The organism is Erythrobacter sp. BLCC-B19 (genome assembly GCF_028621955.1).
Taxonomy (GTDB): domain Bacteria; phylum Pseudomonadota; class Alphaproteobacteria; order Sphingomonadales; family Sphingomonadaceae; genus Erythrobacter.
On the sequence record NZ_CP117516.1, the window covers coordinates 3,077,453 to 3,094,457 of the forward strand.

15 protein-coding genes and 1 pseudogene are annotated in these 17,005 nt (G+C 65.3%); 2 read left to right on the top strand and 14 right to left on the bottom strand.

All coding sequences use genetic code 11. The features are described 5' to 3' along the window. Positions 1–6: 6 nt before the first annotated feature. From PS060_RS14490 to PS060_RS14515, 6 genes and pseudogenes are all read right to left on the bottom strand, one after another. Positions 7–1,218: an NADH-quinone oxidoreductase subunit D gene (locus PS060_RS14490; protein ID WP_273984131.1), complete on the bottom strand. Its 1,212-nt coding sequence runs from the start codon at positions 1,216–1,218 to the stop codon at positions 7–9. 17 nt (positions 1,219–1,235) lie between these two features. Beyond that, a pseudogene (locus tag PS060_RS14495) lies at positions 1,236–1,859 on the bottom strand (NADH-quinone oxidoreductase subunit C); the annotation flags it as partial. Between the two features lie 12 nt (positions 1,860–1,871). Beyond that, complete coding sequence (locus PS060_RS14500) at positions 1,872–2,411, bottom strand: NuoB/complex I 20 kDa subunit family protein (RefSeq protein WP_273984133.1); 540 nt, start codon at positions 2,409–2,411, stop codon at positions 1,872–1,874. 35 nt (positions 2,412–2,446) lie between these two features. Then, a complete protein-coding gene (locus PS060_RS14505; protein WP_273986932.1) occupies positions 2,447–2,821 on the bottom strand; it encodes an NADH-quinone oxidoreductase subunit A in 375 nt (124 codons plus the stop codon). Between the two features lie 132 nt (positions 2,822–2,953). Continuing rightward, the gene (locus tag PS060_RS14510; RefSeq protein ID WP_273984135.1) at positions 2,954–4,183 is read right to left on the bottom strand and encodes a hypothetical protein; all 1,230 of its coding nucleotides are present in this window, start codon (positions 4,181–4,183) and stop codon (positions 2,954–2,956) included. Further along, positions 4,180–5,610: a coniferyl aldehyde dehydrogenase gene (locus tag PS060_RS14515; RefSeq protein WP_273984136.1), complete on the bottom strand. Its 1,431-nt coding sequence runs from the start codon at positions 5,608–5,610 to the stop codon at positions 4,180–4,182. Before PS060_RS14515 ends, PS060_RS14510 begins: the two co-directional genes overlap by 4 nt. 164 nt (positions 5,611–5,774) lie before the next feature. Between PS060_RS14515 and PS060_RS14520 the strand changes: the two genes are divergently transcribed. After that, positions 5,775–6,971 (top strand): acetyl-CoA C-acyltransferase, encoded by a 1,197-nt coding sequence (locus tag PS060_RS14520; RefSeq protein WP_273984137.1) that lies wholly within the window; start codon positions 5,775–5,777, stop codon positions 6,969–6,971. A gap of 22 nt (positions 6,972–6,993) precedes the next feature. Here PS060_RS14520 and PS060_RS14525 read toward each other — a convergent pair whose 3' ends face one another. After that, positions 6,994–7,491 (bottom strand): SH3 domain-containing protein, encoded by a 498-nt coding sequence (locus PS060_RS14525; protein ID WP_273984138.1) that lies wholly within the window; start codon positions 7,489–7,491, stop codon positions 6,994–6,996. 96 nt (positions 7,492–7,587) lie between these two features. On the opposite strand from PS060_RS14525, the gene PS060_RS14530 reads away from it, so the two are divergent. After that, positions 7,588–8,598, top strand: coding sequence for a 2-hydroxyacid dehydrogenase (locus PS060_RS14530; RefSeq protein ID WP_273984140.1), 1,011 nt, complete (start codon positions 7,588–7,590; stop codon positions 8,596–8,598). On the opposite strand, the gene PS060_RS14535 is transcribed toward PS060_RS14530, so the two are convergent. From PS060_RS14535 to PS060_RS14565, 7 genes are all read right to left on the bottom strand, one after another. Next, a complete protein-coding gene (locus PS060_RS14535) occupies positions 8,595–9,293 on the bottom strand; it encodes an alpha/beta hydrolase (protein WP_273984142.1) in 699 nt (232 codons plus the stop codon). The two genes, PS060_RS14530 and PS060_RS14535, sit on opposite strands and share 4 nt — an antisense overlap. Before the next feature lie 13 nt (positions 9,294–9,306). Then, a complete protein-coding gene (locus tag PS060_RS14540; RefSeq protein WP_273984143.1) occupies positions 9,307–10,710 on the bottom strand; it encodes an NAD(P)H-dependent flavin oxidoreductase in 1,404 nt (467 codons plus the stop codon). Positions 10,711–10,810: 100 nt separating this feature from the next. Then, on the bottom strand, positions 10,811–11,539 hold the full coding sequence (locus tag PS060_RS14545) for a class I SAM-dependent methyltransferase (protein ID WP_273984145.1): 729 nt from the start codon (positions 11,537–11,539) through the stop codon (positions 10,811–10,813). Positions 11,540–11,545: 6 nt separating this feature from the next. After that, complete coding sequence (gene prfB / locus PS060_RS14550) at positions 11,546–12,673, bottom strand: peptide chain release factor 2 (RefSeq protein WP_273984147.1); 1,128 nt, start codon at positions 12,671–12,673, stop codon at positions 11,546–11,548. 79 nt (positions 12,674–12,752) lie between these two features. Continuing rightward, the gene (locus PS060_RS14555; RefSeq protein WP_273984148.1) at positions 12,753–13,304 is read right to left on the bottom strand and encodes a peroxiredoxin; all 552 of its coding nucleotides are present in this window, start codon (positions 13,302–13,304) and stop codon (positions 12,753–12,755) included. Between the two features lie 46 nt (positions 13,305–13,350). Beyond that, positions 13,351–15,873: a penicillin-binding protein 1A gene (locus PS060_RS14560; protein WP_273984150.1), complete on the bottom strand. Its 2,523-nt coding sequence runs from the start codon at positions 15,871–15,873 to the stop codon at positions 13,351–13,353. 54 nt (positions 15,874–15,927) lie between these two features. Beyond that, positions 15,928–16,830, bottom strand: coding sequence for an N-acetylmuramoyl-L-alanine amidase family protein (locus tag PS060_RS14565; RefSeq protein WP_273984152.1), 903 nt, complete (start codon positions 16,828–16,830; stop codon positions 15,928–15,930). Positions 16,831–17,005: the final 175 nt, after the last annotated feature.

The window sequence follows — 17,005 nt, forward strand, 5'->3', positions numbered from 1 at the left end:
GCCTGCTCACCGGTCACACTCCCCGAACACCACGTCGATCGCGCCCAGAATGGCGGTCGCGTCGGGGAGCATGTGGCCCTTGGACATGAAGTCCATCGCCTGAAGGTGCGAGAAGGCGGTGGGGCGGATCTTGCAGCGGTAGGGCTTGTTGGTGCCGTCGCTGACGAGATAAACGCCGAACTCGCCCTTGGGGCTTTCGGTCGCCACATAGACCTCGCCCGCGGGGACGTGGAAGCCTTCGGTGTAGAGCTTGAAGTGATGGATCAGGCTCTCCATCGACTGCTTCATCTCGCCGCGCTTGGGGGGCGAGACCTTGCCGTCGGTGCTGGCAATCGGGCCGGTCGGCATGTCGCGCAGACACTGGCGGATAATCTTGGCGCTCTCGTAGACTTCCTTCACGCGCACCATGAAGCGGTCGTAGCAGTCCGAGTTGGTGCCGACCGGAATGTCGAACTCCATGCGGTCATAGACATCATAGGGTTGCGACTTGCGCAGATCCCACGGCAGGCCGGCGGCACGGATCATCGGGCCGGAGAAGCCCCAGGCAATCGCGTCCTCGCGCGACACGACGGCAATATCGACGTTGCGCTGCTTGAAGATGCGGTTGTCCATGACGAGGCTCATCGCGTCCTCGAACAGCTGGAAGAAGCGGTTGTCGAGCCAGTCGCCGATGTCGACCAGCAGCTTCTCCGGCACATCCTGATGGACGCCGCCGGGGCGGAACCATGCCGAGTGCATCCGCGCACCGCTCGCCCGCTCGAAGAAGTTGAGGCAGTCCTCGCGCAGGTCCATGATCCACAGGTTCGGCGTGAACGCGCCGACATCGAGGATATGCGCGCCCATGTTGAGCATGTGGTTGCAGATGCGGGTCAATTCCGCGAACAGCACGCGCAGATATTGCGCACGCAGCGGCACTTCGAGGTTCAGCAGTTTCTCGATGGCGAGCACATAGGAATGCTCCATCGCCAGCGGCGAGCAGTAGTCGAGCCGGTCGAAATAGGGCAGCGCCTGAAGATAGGTCTTATGCTCGATCAGCTTTTCGGTGCCGCGGTGGAGCAGGCCGACATGCGGGTCGATCCGCTCGATCACCTCGCCGTCCAGCTCCATCACCATGCGCAGCACGCCGTGCGCGGCCGGGTGCTGGGGGCCGAAGTTGATCGTGTAGTTGGTGATGACCTCGCCATCGGTGGTGGGCGACTGTTCGAGATTCATGCTCATTTCTTGGCCTCCCCTTCCGGTTTGGCAGGGGCTTTCTCGTCACCCGGCAGCACGTAATCCGCGCCTTCCCACGGGCTGAGGAAGTCAAAGCTGCGCATTTCCTGCGCCAGTTCGACCGGCTCATACACCACGCGCTTTTCCTCTTCCGAGTAACGCAGTTCGGTGTAGCCCGTCATCGGGAAGTCCTTGCGGAACGGGTGCCCTTCGAAGCCGTAATCGGTGAGGATGCGGCGCAGATCGGGGTTTCCGGCGAAGGTGACCCCGTACATATCGAACACCTCGCGTTCGAGCCAACCGGCGTTGGGCCACAGCGTGGTGACGGTGGGCACCGGCGTATCTTCGGAAGCCGAGCACTTCACCATCACGCGGTGGTTCCTGGTGAGGCTCTGGAGCATATACACGACTTCAAAGCGCTCAGGGCGCGAAGGATAGTCGGCCCCGGCGATTTCCATGAGCTGCTGGTACTCATGGTTGTCACGGAAGATGCGCAGCACTTTTTCCACCGCATCGCGCTCGACGCGGAAAATGACTTCGCCGTGCGCTTCGACAGCCTCGATCAGCCAGACGCTGATGGTCTCGCTGATGGCGTCGATCACGCCCTCGTTGGAAGCAAACTTCGGAGCGGAGTGGAGAACAGCCATGGTGTCTCGCCCTTACCTCTCGATGGTGCCGACGCGGCGGATTTTCCGCTGCAATTGCATCACGCCGTAAAGCAGCGCCTCGGCGGTCGGCGGGCAGCCGGGGACGTAGATGTCGACCGGCACGATCCGGTCACAGCCGCGCACCACCGAATAGGAGTAGTGGTAATAGCCGCCGCCATTGGCGCAGCTGCCCATGCTGATCACATATTTGGGATCGGACATCTGGTCGTAGACCTTGCGCAGCGCCGGGGCCATCTTGTTGCACAGCGTGCCCGCCACGATCATCACGTCCGACTGGCGCGGGGACGCGCGCGGCGCGGCGCCGAAGCGCTCCATGTCATAGCGCGGCATATTCACGTGGATCATCTCGACCGCGCAGCAGGCAAGGCCGAAGGTCATCCACCACAGCGAGCCGGTGCGGGCCCACTGAAACAGCTCCTCGGTCGAAGTGACAAGGAAGCCCTTGTCCGTGACCTCGGTCTGGAGCGCCTTGAAGAAATCAGCATCAGGCGCGCGGACGTCGCCGCCTTGCGCGGTGTCGAGTTTCGACATGTCGGGGAGCCCTTGGGGAGGAGAAACGATGTTATTCATTCCCAGTCCAACGCCCCTTTCTTCCATTCATAGGCAAGACCCACCGCGAGGATGAACAGGAACACCATCATGCCCAGCCAGCCCACCCAGCCCGTCTCGCCCAGGCTGACGGCCCAGGGGAACAGGAAGGCGGCTTCAAGATCGAAGACGATGAAGCTGATCGCGACGAGGTAGAAGCGCACATCGAACTGACTGCGCGCATCCTCGAAGGCGGGAAAGCCGCATTCATATTCCGACAGCTTTTCCGCATCCGGATTGTGCACGCCCGTCAGGCGCGACACCGCCATCGGAGCCACGACGAAAAGCACCGACAGCCCGAGGGCGACCAGCACGAATAACAGTATCGGCAGATACTGGCTGAGATCGATCACAGCGATGTCCAAGCTATTAATCCCGTGGGTCGCCCTAGGCCCGTCGCGCGCGTGGCGCAAGCCTGAGACTCGGGGAAAAGCCCGTACGGATGTTGCAGGAAATCGAACAGACGTTGCGAGCCAGGCGCTGCCTCAGCGCGGGGCCAGCGGCAATCTGCGGATCACGGTGGGGATTGCCGCCATCCCTTCACGCAAAGCGCCCTTGTCATAACGGTCCCACTGCCCGGTGGCGACATAGTAGAGCGCACCATCGGCAATGCTGCCGCCGAGCGGCTCGGTCCAGTCGGGATGGGCTTGCTCGAGGATGCGGTGGCTGACAATACGGGCGCCATCGTCCGACAGACGGAAGGCGCTGATCCGCATCGGCCTGGTGCCGTTCTGGACCGCGATGAGCTCGCCCTTGTATAGCCAGAGCCCGTCGATGCCGTCCAGCGCGGCGGGCACGTCGCTCGCAAGCCGCGTCACCCCGCCGCTCGCCAGATCGACCATCGCGAGGCCATACCGATAGTCGGAGACATAGAGCCGCGCGCCATCCGCACTCACCGCCAGCCCTTGGGGTGAGCGGAAAGTTCCGGGGGGCACGAGCGCCTCGAGTGCGGCCGCATTGGGTCGAAGGCGATAGACCCCGCCGCCAATCGGATCGCTGGCGTAGACTACCCTGTCAGGCCCCACCGCAAGGTCGGACACTGCCACCCCACCGGGTGCCGGACGATAGATAAAGTTGTCGATATCGCCCGGCAGTTCGATCAACCCCGTGAACCGCGCGGCATCCTCGGGAGCACCGTCGATATTGGCCGAGGCCACCCATGCGGATTCGCCATCCGGAGTGGCTGCCACACCAGACAGCGCCCAACTGCGGGGCACCGCGATCTCGCGCCAATCTCCTTGCGAAAAGCGGACAAAGAGCGAGCGGCGTGACACAGATGTGGCGAACCCCGGCACACCATCGGGCCTGAAAAAAACGCTCTCGATCAGCCCCGCCGAAGCGGGAATTTCGTCATGGACGGTGCTGGCAGCGATGATGTCAGGCGCGAGGATAAGCAGCGCACGCGCCGCATCGGCATGGGCGGCACCGATCAGCTGGGGGATCTGCGCCTTTGCGCCCGCGCTGAACACATGGCCGCGTTCCGCGAGCCAGCGCAAGCTGGCAAGCGCCGCTTCGCCGTCGCCCGCCTCCAATTGCGCATTGAACAGGCGCAACCGAACGCTGGCGCTATCGGGGAAGTCGTGCGCCAGCTGCTCCAGCCCCGCCACATCGGCGATCTGCCCCGTCTCGGCATCGACAGGCCGCCATGCAGGCGGCACCTCGGCCCCGAGCGGAGCCGCAAGTGCCAGCGCCAGCGCGGCGGCCAGCGCCCTCATTTCATCATGCGCGCCGCTGCCGTCTCGGTCGCCTTGCCGTAGGGCGGCTTCAATCCGCCGAGCTTGGCAATGTCGATCTTGGGCTGGTGATAGACCGCGCGGGCGTGGCTGAACTCGCGGAAACCCTCGATGGCGTGGTAGCTCCCCATCCCCGAAGGCCCGACCCCACCAAACGGAAGGTCTTCCATCGAGACATGGAACACCACGTCATTGGTCGTCACCCCGCCCGAGATCGTGCGGGTCAGCACCCGCTCCTGCTCGGACTTGTCCTCGCCGAAATAATAGAGGCCGAGCGGGCGGTCGTGGTCATTGATGTAATCCACCGCCTGATCGACCGACTTGTAGGTCATCACCGGCAGGACGGGGCCGAAGATTTCCTCCTGCATCACCGTCATGTCGTCGCTGACGCCGCGCAGCACGGTCAGCGGCATTTTGCGCTGGTTGGCGTTGGCGAAGTCCTCGCCTGCCGGGTTGACCTCGATCACCTCGGCGCCCTTGGCCTTGGCGTCCTCGACCAGACCTTGCAGCCGCTCGAAGTGGCGATCCGAAACGATCGAGGCGTAGTCGTCATTGTCGAGCACGCGCGGATACATCGTGGCGGCCGCGCCGGTCACGCCCGCCACGGCCTCGTCAGCCTTGTCCTCGGGCACCATCAGGTAATCGGGGGCGAGGCAGATTTGCCCCGCATTCATCATCTTGCCGATGGCGATGCGTTCGCCCGCCTTGGCGAAATCGGCGCTGCGGCCCATGATGACCGGCGACTTGCCGCCCAGTTCGAGCGTCACCGGCACGAGATTGGCGGCTGCCGCCTGCATCACGCGGCGACCCGTGGCGGTCGACCCGGTGAAGACGAGGTGATCGAAGGGGAGCGAGGAAAACGCCGCCGCGACTTCCGGCCCGCCGGTGATGACGGCGACTTCCTCGGGCGCGAAATACTCGGCCGTCAGCACCGCCATCAATTCGCTGGTGCGTTCGGTAAATTCGGACGGCTTGATCATCGCCCGGTTGCCCGCGGCCAGCACCTGCATCAGCGGGCCGAAAGCCAGCTGCACCGGGAAGTTCCAGGGCGAGAGAATGCCGATCACCCCCTTGGGTTCATACCGCACCTCGGCCCGCGCGCCCATCAGCCCGAGCGGGAACTGCACCTTGCGCTTCTCCGGCTTGGCCCAGCCATCGAGGTGCTTCAACGCATGGGTGCCCGCCCCCACCGTGGCGGCGATATCGGTCAGCATCGACTGTTGGTGCGAGCGGTTGCCGAAATCGGCGCTCATCGCCTTGGCGAATTCCTCGCCGTGCTCCTTGACCAGCGCCATTGCGCGGCGGATGCGATCCTTGCGCTGGCTCAGCGGCTCGGGGCGCGAGGCGGTGAAAGCGGCGCGCTGGCGGGCCAGCAGGGCTTCAAGGTGATCGCGGCGGTCATCGGCCATGTCGTTCTCCCGTTCGGACATATGCGTTGTTATTTAGGACGCACTCTTGCCCAATACCGCACGCCTGACAAGCGTACAGCCTCACCCCTCACCCGATTGCCAATATTGCAATGCAGCATTAGAGCCTCTCGCCAAGGACATAATCCCTCAGGAAGGACGATACCATGACCCAGCTTTCCCCCGCCGATCCGATCGTGATCCTCTCATACGCCCGCACCCCGATGGGTGCGATGCAGGGCGCGCTGGCCGAGGTTGCCGCGACCGATCTGGGTGCGGTCGCAGTCAAGGCGGCGATCGAGCGCGCCGGCGTTGCGGGCGAGGACATCGACCGCGCCTACATGGGCTGCGTGCTGCCCGCAGGGCTCGGTCAGGCACCGGCGCGTCAGGCAGCGATCAAGGCAGGGCTGCCGCTCAGCGTTCAGGCCACCACTGTCAACAAGGTCTGTGGGAGCGGGATGCAGACCGTCATCATGGGCGCAGAAGCGCTCGCCAGCGGAAGCGTCGATGTGGTGGTGGCCGGCGGCATGGAGAGCATGACCAATGCGCCCTACCTGATGACGAAGCACCGCTCGGGCGCGCGCATGGGGCATGACACCGCCTATGACCATATGTTCCTCGACGGGCTGGAAGACGCCTACGAGCCGGGCCGCGCGATGGGCACCTTCGCGCAGGACACCGCCAACGCCTACCAGATGACCCGCGAGGAGATGGACGCCTACACCATCGAATCGCTCGCCCGCGCCAACAAGGCGATCGCCAGCGGCGCCTTTGCCGACGAGGTGGTGCCGGTGACGGTCAGCACCCGTGCGGGCGATGTCGTCGTTGAGCATGACGAAGCGCCCGGCAAGGGCCGCCCGGACAAGATCCCGCAACTGAAGCCCGCCTTCGCCAAGGACGGAACGATCACCGCGGCGACCTCTTCGTCGATCTCGGACGGTGCCGCGGCGCTGGTGCTGACCCGTGCGAGTGTGGCTGAAGCGAAGGGTCTCGCGCCCGTTGCCCGCGTCGTCGCCACCGCCGCCCATGCACAAGCTCCCGCACAGTTCACCACCGCGCCGATTCCGGCGATCCAGAAGGTGCTCGCCCGCGCCGGGTGGAGCGTGGATGATGTCGACCTGTTCGAAGTGAACGAAGCCTTCGCCTGCGTGGCGATGTTCGCGATGCGCGATCTCGGCATCCCGCACGAGAAGATCAACGTCAACGGCGGCGGCACAGCATTGGGTCACCCGATCGGTGCCTCGGGCGCGCGCATTATCGTCACGCTGATTGCGGCGCTCAAGGCGCAGGGCAAGACCCGCGGTGTGGCGAGCCTGTGCATCGGCGGCGGTGAAGCGACCGCAGTGGCGGTCGAGCTGGTTTGATCGAAGGTGCCGGGCGGCGCGACTATTCGTCGCCCGGCAATACCTCGGAGCCCCACAGCCGCGCCGCGCTCATAAAGCCCTTGCGGCCGGCAATATCGACCTCGCACCACCCTGCCTTGCACGGCTTGATCCGCGCCACCACCCCCGGCTGAGCGCGCCATTTGATGACCGATGTCGCATCCGGCGCGCCGCGCACTTCGGCCAGACCCTCGCCGATCACCAGCCCGGCCCGGGCGGGATCAAGCTGGCTCGCCGACATCCAGCCCTGCGTCCCCTCGTGATCTTCAACCAGACGCCAGCCTTCGCGAATGCGCACCACCTTCATCGGCAGACCCTTGCGCAGATACACCCAGGCGACCGGATATTCGTTGCTCGGCCCGGTGCGCATATTAACCTTGTCATAGCGCAGCATCGCCCAATAGGGCAGCACCCGGTCCTGCGCGGCGAGCGGCGCGAGAAGGGCCGTGACGGCGAGCGTCAGCGCGAGGCCCACGGCGGTTATGAAACGGAATCCCTGCATTCCCGGAGCGATAGCGCGTTCAGCCTTGCGGATACAAGTCGCAGCATCGCATCCGCGCCTTGACCAGCGCGCCCCTGTGGCATTAGCCCCGTTGCCATGACCCAGCGCCCCGCCCGCCCCCTCGCCGCGCCCGCTCGCGTGATTGTGACCCGCCATCTCATGCCGGCGGTCGAGGCGCGGATGCGCGAGCTGTTCGATGTCGTGCTCAACGAAAGCGATGTGCCGCTTACACGCGATCAACTGGCTGCGGCGATGCAGGATTGTGATGTGCTGGTGCCGACGGTGACCGACCGGATCGATGCCGATCTGATCGCGGGCGCTGGCGAGCGGCTGGGCCTGATCGCCAGTTTCGGCGCGGGCACCGAACATATTGATCTGGAAGCCGCCGCCGCGCGCAAGATCATCGTCACCAACACCCCCGGCGTCTTCACCGACGACACCGCCGACCTGACAATGGCAGGGATCATCGGCGTGCCCCGCCGCATCCGTGAAGGCACCGCGCTGGTGCGCCGCGGCGAGTGGACCGGCTGGGCGCCCTCGGGGCTGCTGGGCCGCAAGCTCGCCGGCAAGGTGCTCGGGATCGTCGGGATGGGGCGGATCGGGCAAGCGGTCGCCCACCGCGCGCGCGCTTTCGGGCTTGAGATCGCCTATACCAATCGCAAGCAACTGCCTGAGGCCCTGGAGCGGATGCTCGGCGCACGTTACGTGGCGGACGTCGACACACTGATGGCCGAGGCCGACATCCTCACCCTGCACTGCCCCCTCACCGACGAAACCCGCCATCTGGTCGACGCGCGCCGCATCGCGCTGATGAAGCCGGGCAGCAGCATCGTGAACACCGCGCGCGGCGAGCTGATCGACCAGGAGACACTGATCGCGGCGCTCGAATCGGGGCATCTGGCGGGCGCAGGGCTCGATGTTTACCCTGACGAGCCCCACGTTGACCCGCGGCTCATCGCCCACCCCAACGTCATGACCCTCCCCCACATCGGCAGCGCGACCGCCGAGGGCCGCGAGGATTCGGGCCACAAGGTGATCGCCAATATCCGGATGTGGGCCGACGGGCACCGCCCGCCCGATCAGGTGCTGACGGCGCTGGTGCGCTAACCCGCGAGTGCCTTGCCCAACTCGGTCACCACACGCGCGATCGCCGGCCGTGTCGAGGCGAGCGCGAAGTGCGAGAAGGGGACTTCGATCTCGGCATCCCGCTCATGCGGGAGGCCTCGCGCCGCGGCAGGTGCGATAACGCCGTCATTCCTTGACCACAGTGCGATGGTCGGCACCGATGGCTTTATCGCAGGATCGTCCGGCACGGGCGGCGCATCGACTGTGTGGTCGTTGATCGCCTCGTAAAGTCGCCAAGCATTGTTCGCGCGCCGGTCGCCGGAGAAGGGCGAGCCGAGCGTCATCACCAGCTCGACCAAATCAGGATGCCGCTGCGCGAGCACGCGGGCGTAGAGCCCGCCGAGGCTCCAACCGACAATCGCGACCTTGCGCTGCTCTGCCTCGGCCACCTCGGCCAGACGGTCGATGGCACGGGCAAGGGTCGCAGGCTTGATCCCAGTCAGGAAGCCGAGTTCAGAGGCGTAACTGCGGTAGCCAGTTGCATCGAGCGTGCGGCGCAGCAGCGCGGTTGCGCTGTCGTTGGAAAGGATGCCGGGGATCACCAGAACAGGCTGCCCCGCCCCGTCCCGCGCGCCCGGAACCGGCTGCGCGCGGCGCAGCGGAGCCAGCGCGATCGGCACGGTGATCGGCAGCTCGCGGAGCCAGAGCGAGAGCGGCGGCGGGGCGTGATCGTCCATGGCCGCCGCCTTATCAATCCCCCGTCAAAATCCGCTCGACCAGCTCGCCCACCGTGGGCGTGTAGCCGTTCGAGTAGAACGGGTCCTGCTTGAAGCGGTAGGCCGCGTGGCCCGCGAAGGCGAGGTTGTTGTCGGGGTCGTCGCCGTGGGCGATGTCCTGCAAGGTCTTCTGGATGCAGAAGCTGCGCGGATCCGCCAGACGCCCGGTGGTGTAGTCGTCGTGATCCTTCCAGCTCGAGAACTGGCAGTGCGACAGGCAGCCCATGCAGTCCTGCTGGTCCTTGCGGATCGTCTCGCGCGCATCCGGCGTGACGAACACAACAGTGTTGTCGGGGGTCTTGAGCGGTTCGCTATGCCCCGCGCGCATCCACATTTCGGCGCGGGCCTTGTCGTCGGGTTTCACCCAGAAGCTGCGCGCCTTGCCGTCCTCGCCGAGCTGCACCGTGCCCTCTTCCTCGCCGCGCTTGAAGAACGGGATCTGGCGTTCGGAACGGTGCATCAGGTCATAGAGGAACGGGGTCTTGACCGCGCTCGAATAGAAGCCGGTGGGCGAGAACTTGTGGAGCAGCACGTCGCCCGGTTCCACGGTGCGCAGCATATCCTTCCAGATCTGCGGGATCGGGCTTTCCTGCGTCAGCAGCGGCCGCGTGCCGAACTGGAAAGCGATGGTGCCAAGCTCGGGATTGTCGATCCAGTCGTTCCATTCGCGCAGGAACCACACCCCGCCTGCCATCACGATCGGAACCGAATCCGGCACGCCCTCAATTCGCATCATGTCGCGCAGAGTCTTGACGCGGGGATACGGATCTTCGGGCTTGGTCGGGTCTTCCGCGTTGGAAAGGCCATTGTGCCCGCCCGCAAGCCACGGGTCTTCATAGACCACCGCCGCCATCAAGTCGGGGACCTTGTGATAGGAACGCTTCCACAGCGCGCGGAAGGCGCGGCCCGAGCTGACGATGGGCAGATAGCAGACATTGAAGCGCGCGGCGATTTCGGCGAGCTTGTAGGGCATCCCCGCACCGCAGGTGACGCCCGTCACCATGCCGCGGGTGTTTTCCAGCACGCCTTCGAGCACGGCCTGCGCCCCGCCCATTTCCCACAGCACGTTGATATTGATCGCGCCCTTGCCGTTTGCGATCTCATAGGCCTTCTTGACCTGCGTGGTCGCGCCGTCGATGGCGTAGCGGATCAGCTCCTGATGGCGTTCCTCGCGGGTCTTGCCGTGATAGACCTGCGGGATCGGGTTCCCGTCGGCGTCATAGCTGTCGGCATTGACCGCGCTGACCGTGCCGATCCCGCCCGCCGCCGCCCACGCGCCGGAGCTGGCATGGTTGGTCGCCGAAACACCCTTGCCGCCTTCGACCAGCGGCCACACTTCACGCCCGCCATAGACGATCGGGCTCAATCCCTTGAACAATGAAAACTCCCCTTCGCGCCGTCCCTGTGGCGCGCAATTCGTGTTGGTGACATAGAGATCAGATACGCAGGCCGCAACGACCATCGCGGGATGCGCCCCGCTAGGCGGCTTCGCAAACCTTGATAGCGTCTGGCTCGGTCCGCTTGGGCCCGCGCTGGAAACGGGCGAAATAGCCCTTGATGTCAGGGCGTTCGATATACTCGACCAGCACATAGCCAACCGCCTCGAACTCGCAGAACAGCAAGGTGTGCGGCAGGCCATGGCTGCCGACGCGGCTTTCACTTTCCACAACGATGATCTGTCCGCCTGCCGCCAGCGCCGGCCACATATTCCACAGGAAGGCGTAGGGAGCCGTCACTTCATGGTACATGTGCACCATGAAGATGCGGTCGAAACTGTCGTCGGGCAATTGCGGGTCGTCGGCCTTGCCTTCCTTGATCGAGATATTCTCAAGCCGTTCCTTTTCGACCCGCTGGCCGAGCCGCTTGAGCGCTTCGCGGCTGATGTCCTGCGCCAGAACGCGCCCGTCCTTGCCCACACGTTCGGCGAGGCGGACGGTATAATAGCCCTCGCCCGCGCCAATATCCGCCACCGTCATTTCGGCGCGGATGTCGGCGAGATCCATCACCACCTGCGCCTCGTTGCGCTCGTCGCGGGCATCTTCGTTCGAAAACTGGTTGGAGACGACCTTGGCCACCTCGCGGTCGGGTGCAGGGAAGACGGGCGCATCCTCGCTCGCACCGGGGGCAACCGGCACCATGCCGTCACAGCCTGTCATCGTCAGTCCGGCGAAAACAGCCGCACCGGCGGTGAGAGCGCGCCGTATCATCCGCCTCTACTCCACATCCTCGATCTCGACCTTCTCGCCTGTCACCCGCTGCGCGAGCGCGGCCGAGATGAAGGGGTCGATTGCGCCGTCGAGCACGGCATCGGGCGAGGTCGAGACCACGCCGGTGCGCAGGTCCTTGACCATCTGGTAGGGCTGCAAGACGTAGGAGCGGATCTGGTGGCCCCAGCCAATGTCGCTCTTGGCCGAATGTTCGGCGCTGGCGGCTTCCTCACGGGCGCGCATTTCGGCCTCGTAAAGCCGCGCCTTCAGCATATTCATCGCGATTTCGCGGTTCTTGTGCTGGCTGCGGTCCTGCTGGCTGGCGACCACGATGCCGGTCGGCTGGTGGGTGATGCGCACCGCGGAGTCGGTCGTGTTGACGTGCTGCCCGCCCGCACCTGAAGCACGATAGGTGTCGATCTTGAGGTCGGCCGGGTTGATCTCGATCTCGAAGGAATCGTCGATCACCGGGAAGACCCACACGCTCGAAAACGAGGTGTGGCGCCGCGCCGAGCTGTCATAGGGGCTGATGCGGACGAGGCGGTGGACGCCGCTTTCGGTCTTGGCATAGCCATAGGCACCGTCGCCCTTGATGAGCAGCGTCGCCGACTTGATCCCGGCCTGCTCGCCCGCCTGATATTCGACCGTCTCGACCTTAAAGCCGCGGCGTTCGGCCCAGCGGCCATACATCCGGAAGAGCATTTCGGCCCAGTCCTGGCTTTCCGTGCCGCCCGCGCCCGCGTGGATTTCGAGATAGGTGTCGTTGCCGTCGGCCTCGCCCGATAGCAGCGCCTGCACCTTGTCGGCATCGGCCCGGTCGGCGAGCGCGGCGAGCGTGGCGAGACCATCCTCGACGATTGCCTCCTCGCCCTCGGCCTCGCCCATTTCGATGAATTCGATCGCGTCGGCCATTTCGGCGGCGATCTCGTTGACCGTGTTCACCGCCGTCTCGAGCGTCTTCTGCTCGCGGCTGATGGCCTGCGCCTGCTTGGGGTTGTCCCAGAGGTTCGGGTCCTGCACCCGCGCGTTCAGCTCGTCGAGCCGGCGCAGGGCGCGCTCCCAGTCGAGCGACAGGCGCACCAGCGCGAGGGCCGCTTCGATCCGGTTGATATAGGCTTGGGCCTCGGCCCGCATGGGTTTTCCTTCACACCTGAAAGCTGACAGGGCCGCACCGCTTAGCGTGGGCGGCGCGATTGTAAAGCGCAGCCCCGTGCTACTTCTTCAGCGCGCGCACCGCCGCAAGGGTCTTTTCGACGTGCCCGCGATAATCCGCGTTGGAATGCACCGCAACGATCCGTCCGTCGCGCGCGATGACATAGGACGTCCGTGTCGCAAGTCCCGAACTTCCCATCGCCACGTCATAGGATGAAATGATCGCAGGCGAGGCGACACCCACGGGGAAGGCATCGCGACATTCTTCCTTGCTGAACCGCTTCAGCGTGGCGATGTCGTCATTCGACATCCCGATAACGCTGGCACCGGCCGCCTTGAACTGGGGCATCGCCGCAGCAAAAGCATTGGCCTCAAGCGTGCAGCCCTCGGTAAAGGCCTTGGGATAGAAATAGAGCACGACCGGTCCCTTCGCCAGCGCAGCGGAGAGCGTGAAGCCGAACTCCTTTCCGGCAAGGGCAGCGCGGGTGGAAAAGCCGGGTGCCTTGGTGCCCTTGGGCAATTCAGCCGCGGCGCTGGTCAAGGCGATGGTGCTTGAGGCGGCAGCGGCAGTCAGAACGAGTGCGGCGGCGAAAGCGGTGCGAAGTGAGGTCATGGCGCATAAACCCGCCAGCCCCGCCTGCGGTTCCGCCCGCACAAGCTCAATCGACCCCGCCCGCGTCGATATAGTCGACCGGCTCATCGACAGGCTCGTCCACCACCGCGCTTTCGGCATTGCGACGCCCGGCGCGGATCAGCGCGATGATCTCGTTGCGCTTGGCGGCAATCGCGTCCTGACGGGTGTAGCGCTCAGGCTCGGTATCAGGCTTGAAGGCTTCCCAGATGATCGCCGACTTGGGATCGTCGGTCGGCCAGCCATCGAACACCCGCTTGCCCGAGCGGCGGTCGACCCGCACCATCCGCACGCCCTGCGGCGCCACGGCGGGCAGGTCGGACCACTTGGGCTTGGTCTTTTCGATCAGGCTCTTGATGATCGGCGCAGCGATGGTGCCGCCATAGGCATAACCGCCCATGTTGCGCGGCTGATCGAAGCCCACATAAGCGCCCGCGATCATCGCCTGCGTGCCGCCGATGAACCACACGTCCTTGGGGCCGGTGGTCGTGCCGGTCTTGCCGAACAGCGGCAGGCCGAGCGGGTTCAGAACCGTCGCCGTCCCACGGCTCACCGCGCCGCGCAGCATATGCATAACCTGGAACGCGGTGCGCGCGTCCATCGCCTGCGCACCCTTGACGCCAAAGCGCGGCATCGGCTTGCCATCCCACTTGGCCATGTTGCAGCCCCGGCAATCGCGGGTATCGGCGCGCCACAGCACCTTGCCGCGGCGATCCTGCACATAGTCGATCACCGTCGGCGGATTGAGCCGCCCGTGGTTGGCCAGCGCCGAATAGGCCGCAACCATCTTCACCAGCGTCGTCTCGCCCGCCCCCAGCGCGGTGGAGGGATAGGCCGGGAACTTCCCGATCCCGAGCTTTTCGATCCCCTTGACGACATTGGGCATCCCCGCGGTCATGCCGATCTGCACGGTCATGATGTTCTGCGACTGCTCGAGCCCATAGCGCATCGGATATTGCCCGCCGCTGCCCGATCCGCGGATGCACTTCTCGCCAAGGTTGGCACCCTGATAATAGCAGAAGCGCGAGTTATCGATCTGGGTCGAAGGGGTCATCCCGCTATCGAGCCCTGCCGCATAGACGAAGGGCTTGATGGTCGAGCCCGGCTGGCGATTGGCCTGCGTCGCGCGGTTGAAATCCGACAGGCGGTGGTCGAACCCGCCCTGCATCGCCATGATCCGTCCGGTCTGCGCCTGCTCCACCACCAGCGCGCCCTGCGCTTCGGGGATGGTGCGCACGGCATAGCCATTGCCGCTGGGGCTGGCGGCGATCACATCGCCGGCCTTCAAGGCATTGGGCAGGCCGAACAACGGCGCCTCCTTGCCATCGGCAAAGCCGATCCGTGCTGACTGGCCGCTGCGCTGCGTCACCACGCCCACGCGCCAGTCCTTGTAGCTGATGCCCAGCGGCGAGGACTGGAGCTGCCCGGCCCAACTGCCTTCCGACAGGTCGATTGTCGCGATCGGCCCGGACCACGCGCGCCCGCCGTGATAGCGCAGCAGACCTTCGCGCAAGGCGTCGCGCGCGGCGAGCTGCATTTGCGGATCGAGACTGGTGCGCACCCACAGGCCGCCGGCATAGACCGAGTTCGGCCCCTTTTCGGCCGTCTCGCCAAAGCGTTCGATCAACTCGCGGCGCACCTCTTCGAGATAATAGCCCGCGTCCACGCTGCGCTCGCGCCGCTGCGTGACCAGCCCGAGCGGCTTGGCCGCCGCCGCGCGCCGTTCGGAGCCGGTAATGAAGCCGTTCTGCTCCATCTGATCGAGCACGAAGTTGCGCCGTTCGAGTGCCGCTGCTTCCTGGCCCTTGCGGCCATAACGTTCCGGCGCCTTGGGCAGGATCGCAAGGAAAGCCATTTCGTGCAGTTCAAGCTGGTCGACATCCTTGTCGAAATAGGCGCGCGATGCGGCCTGCACGCCAAAGCTGCGCCGCCCGAGCGGGATCTCGTTGAGATAGAGTTCGAGGATTTCCTCCTTGGTCAGCACGCCTTCGATGCGGCCGGCAAGGATCATTTCCTTGAGCTTGCGGGTGACCGAGTACTCATCGCCCAGGAGCAGGTTCTTGGCGACCTGCTGGGTGATGGTCGATCCGCCCACCGCGCGCTCACCCGTTCCGGCCTTGCGGGCGTAATCGAACACGGCGTTGGCGGTTCCAAGATAGTCGATCCCGCCGTGGCTGAAGAAGGTCTTGTCCTCGGCCGCGAGATAGGCCTCGATCAGCTTCTTCGGAAAATCAGCATATTGCAGCTGCACGCGGCGTTCGCGGGCGTAGGAATGGACGATCTCGCCATCATAGCCGCGCACGACCGTGGGCAAGGGGGTTTCATAGGTGAGCAGCGCTTCGGCCTCGGGCAGATCGCTTGCCAGCCAGACGAACACCGCGATCCACAGGGCAAGAAAAGCGCCGAAGGCGATGGCCACGAGCCGGAACAGCCGGCTCTCGCGCCACCGCGCGCGGAACCATCCGACTGCTGCGCCGAGATCGCGATTGACGCGATAACGCACATAGGCCCAGCGTGAGGCTTGGTCGGAAGGCGGGGCAGTGTCTGTCATGGCCGCGCGCCAACTAGCACGCGGGCTGGCGGCAAGGCTAGTCGCATTGCAATGCTATTCCCCGCCCTCGGCCGCGCTGCTGCGCCGCGCGAAATAGACCTGGATCGCGCGGGCCAGCACCGCGGCATACTGCGCCCGTCCCTCGCGCGTGGTCAGCCGCGCCCGATCGGTCAGATTGGTGACAAAGCCGCTCTCGAACAGGACCGAAGGCACATCGGGCGCGCGCAGCACCGCCAGTGCGGCAGCGCGTCTGGGCTGCGGATGGAAGGCGAGCCGCTTGTCCCCCTCGCGCAGCACCAGCCCTGAAAATTCAAGCGCATCCTCCTGAGTGCGCTGCTGGGAGAGTTCGACGAGGATCGCACTGACCGCCGCGCTCTGCCCCTCGATCGTCAGGCCGTTCAGCCGGTCGGCATCGTTTTCGCGCGCAGCGAAGCGGGCCGCCGCCTCGCTCGAGGCCTTTTCCGACAAGGTGTAGATGCTCGCCCCGCTGACATCAGACCGCTCGCCGGCGGAATCGGCGTGGATCGAGATGAACAGATCCGCCTCAAGCTGGCGCGCAATCTCGGGACGATGCGGCAGCGGCAGGATGCGGTCATCCTCGCGCGTCAAGGCCACGCGAATACCGCCGATCTTCAGCAATTCGTCCCGCAACGCCAGCGCGATTGCGAGGGTGATGTCCTTTTCGGCGAACTTGCGCCCATCGGCATCCACGCCGATTGCACCCGGATCGCGCCCGCCATGACCGGCGTCGATCACCACCAAGGGACGCGATGGATCGTCCGGCCCCGCCACCTTGGGCAGGATCAAAGGCTCGGCGACGGCGTCATCCAGCGGCACTTCGACCACATAACCGCGCCCCCAGTGCGGCACCGGGATCACCACCCCCAGCACCTGCGCGCCGCCCAGCACCGCCGCCGGCACCAGCAGAACCATCAGCAAGAGAGTGCGAAAGCTCATGATGGTTAAAGCGCTTACGGTCATGTCAGCAGGCAGCGCAATAGAGTTGCGGGGTTTGCCCCACAGTGCTAGCGATGTTGTTGGAGAGGTTGGAACAAGGCGCGCTGCGCCCTATCTGCCCACCTCCCACGCCGGGGCACCACCTTTTCTCTCTCGCCCCCGGCTCAAGACAGGT

Coding starts and splice junctions, on each gene's coding strand:
- PS060_RS14490 (WP_273984131.1), bottom strand. CDS start 1,218: ATGAGCATGAATCTCGAACAGTCGCCCACCACCGATGGCGAGGTCATC.
- PS060_RS14530 (WP_273984140.1), top strand. CDS start 7,588: ATGACCCAGCGCCCCGCCCGCCCCCTCGCCGCGCCCGCTCGCGTGATT.
- PS060_RS14555 (WP_273984148.1), bottom strand. CDS start 13,304: ATGACCTCACTTCGCACCGCTTTCGCCGCCGCACTCGTTCTGACTGCC.
- PS060_RS14510 (WP_273984135.1), bottom strand. CDS start 4,183: ATGAGGGCGCTGGCCGCCGCGCTGGCGCTGGCACTTGCGGCTCCGCTC.
- prfB (WP_273984147.1), bottom strand. CDS start 12,673: ATGCGGGCCGAGGCCCAAGCCTATATCAACCGGATCGAAGCGGCCCTC.
- PS060_RS14535 (WP_273984142.1), bottom strand. CDS start 9,293: ATGGACGATCACGCCCCGCCGCCGCTCTCGCTCTGGCTCCGCGAGCTG.
- PS060_RS14500 (WP_273984133.1), bottom strand. CDS start 2,411: ATGTCGAAACTCGACACCGCGCAAGGCGGCGACGTCCGCGCGCCTGAT.
- PS060_RS14565 (WP_273984152.1), bottom strand. CDS start 16,830: ATGAGCTTTCGCACTCTCTTGCTGATGGTTCTGCTGGTGCCGGCGGCG.
- PS060_RS14525 (WP_273984138.1), bottom strand. CDS start 7,491: ATGCAGGGATTCCGTTTCATAACCGCCGTGGGCCTCGCGCTGACGCTC.
- PS060_RS14520 (WP_273984137.1), top strand. CDS start 5,775: ATGACCCAGCTTTCCCCCGCCGATCCGATCGTGATCCTCTCATACGCC.
- PS060_RS14560 (WP_273984150.1), bottom strand. CDS start 15,873: ATGACAGACACTGCCCCGCCTTCCGACCAAGCCTCACGCTGGGCCTAT.
- PS060_RS14545 (WP_273984145.1), bottom strand. CDS start 11,539: ATGATACGGCGCGCTCTCACCGCCGGTGCGGCTGTTTTCGCCGGACTG.
- PS060_RS14515 (WP_273984136.1), bottom strand. CDS start 5,610: ATGGCCGATGACCGCCGCGATCACCTTGAAGCCCTGCTGGCCCGCCAG.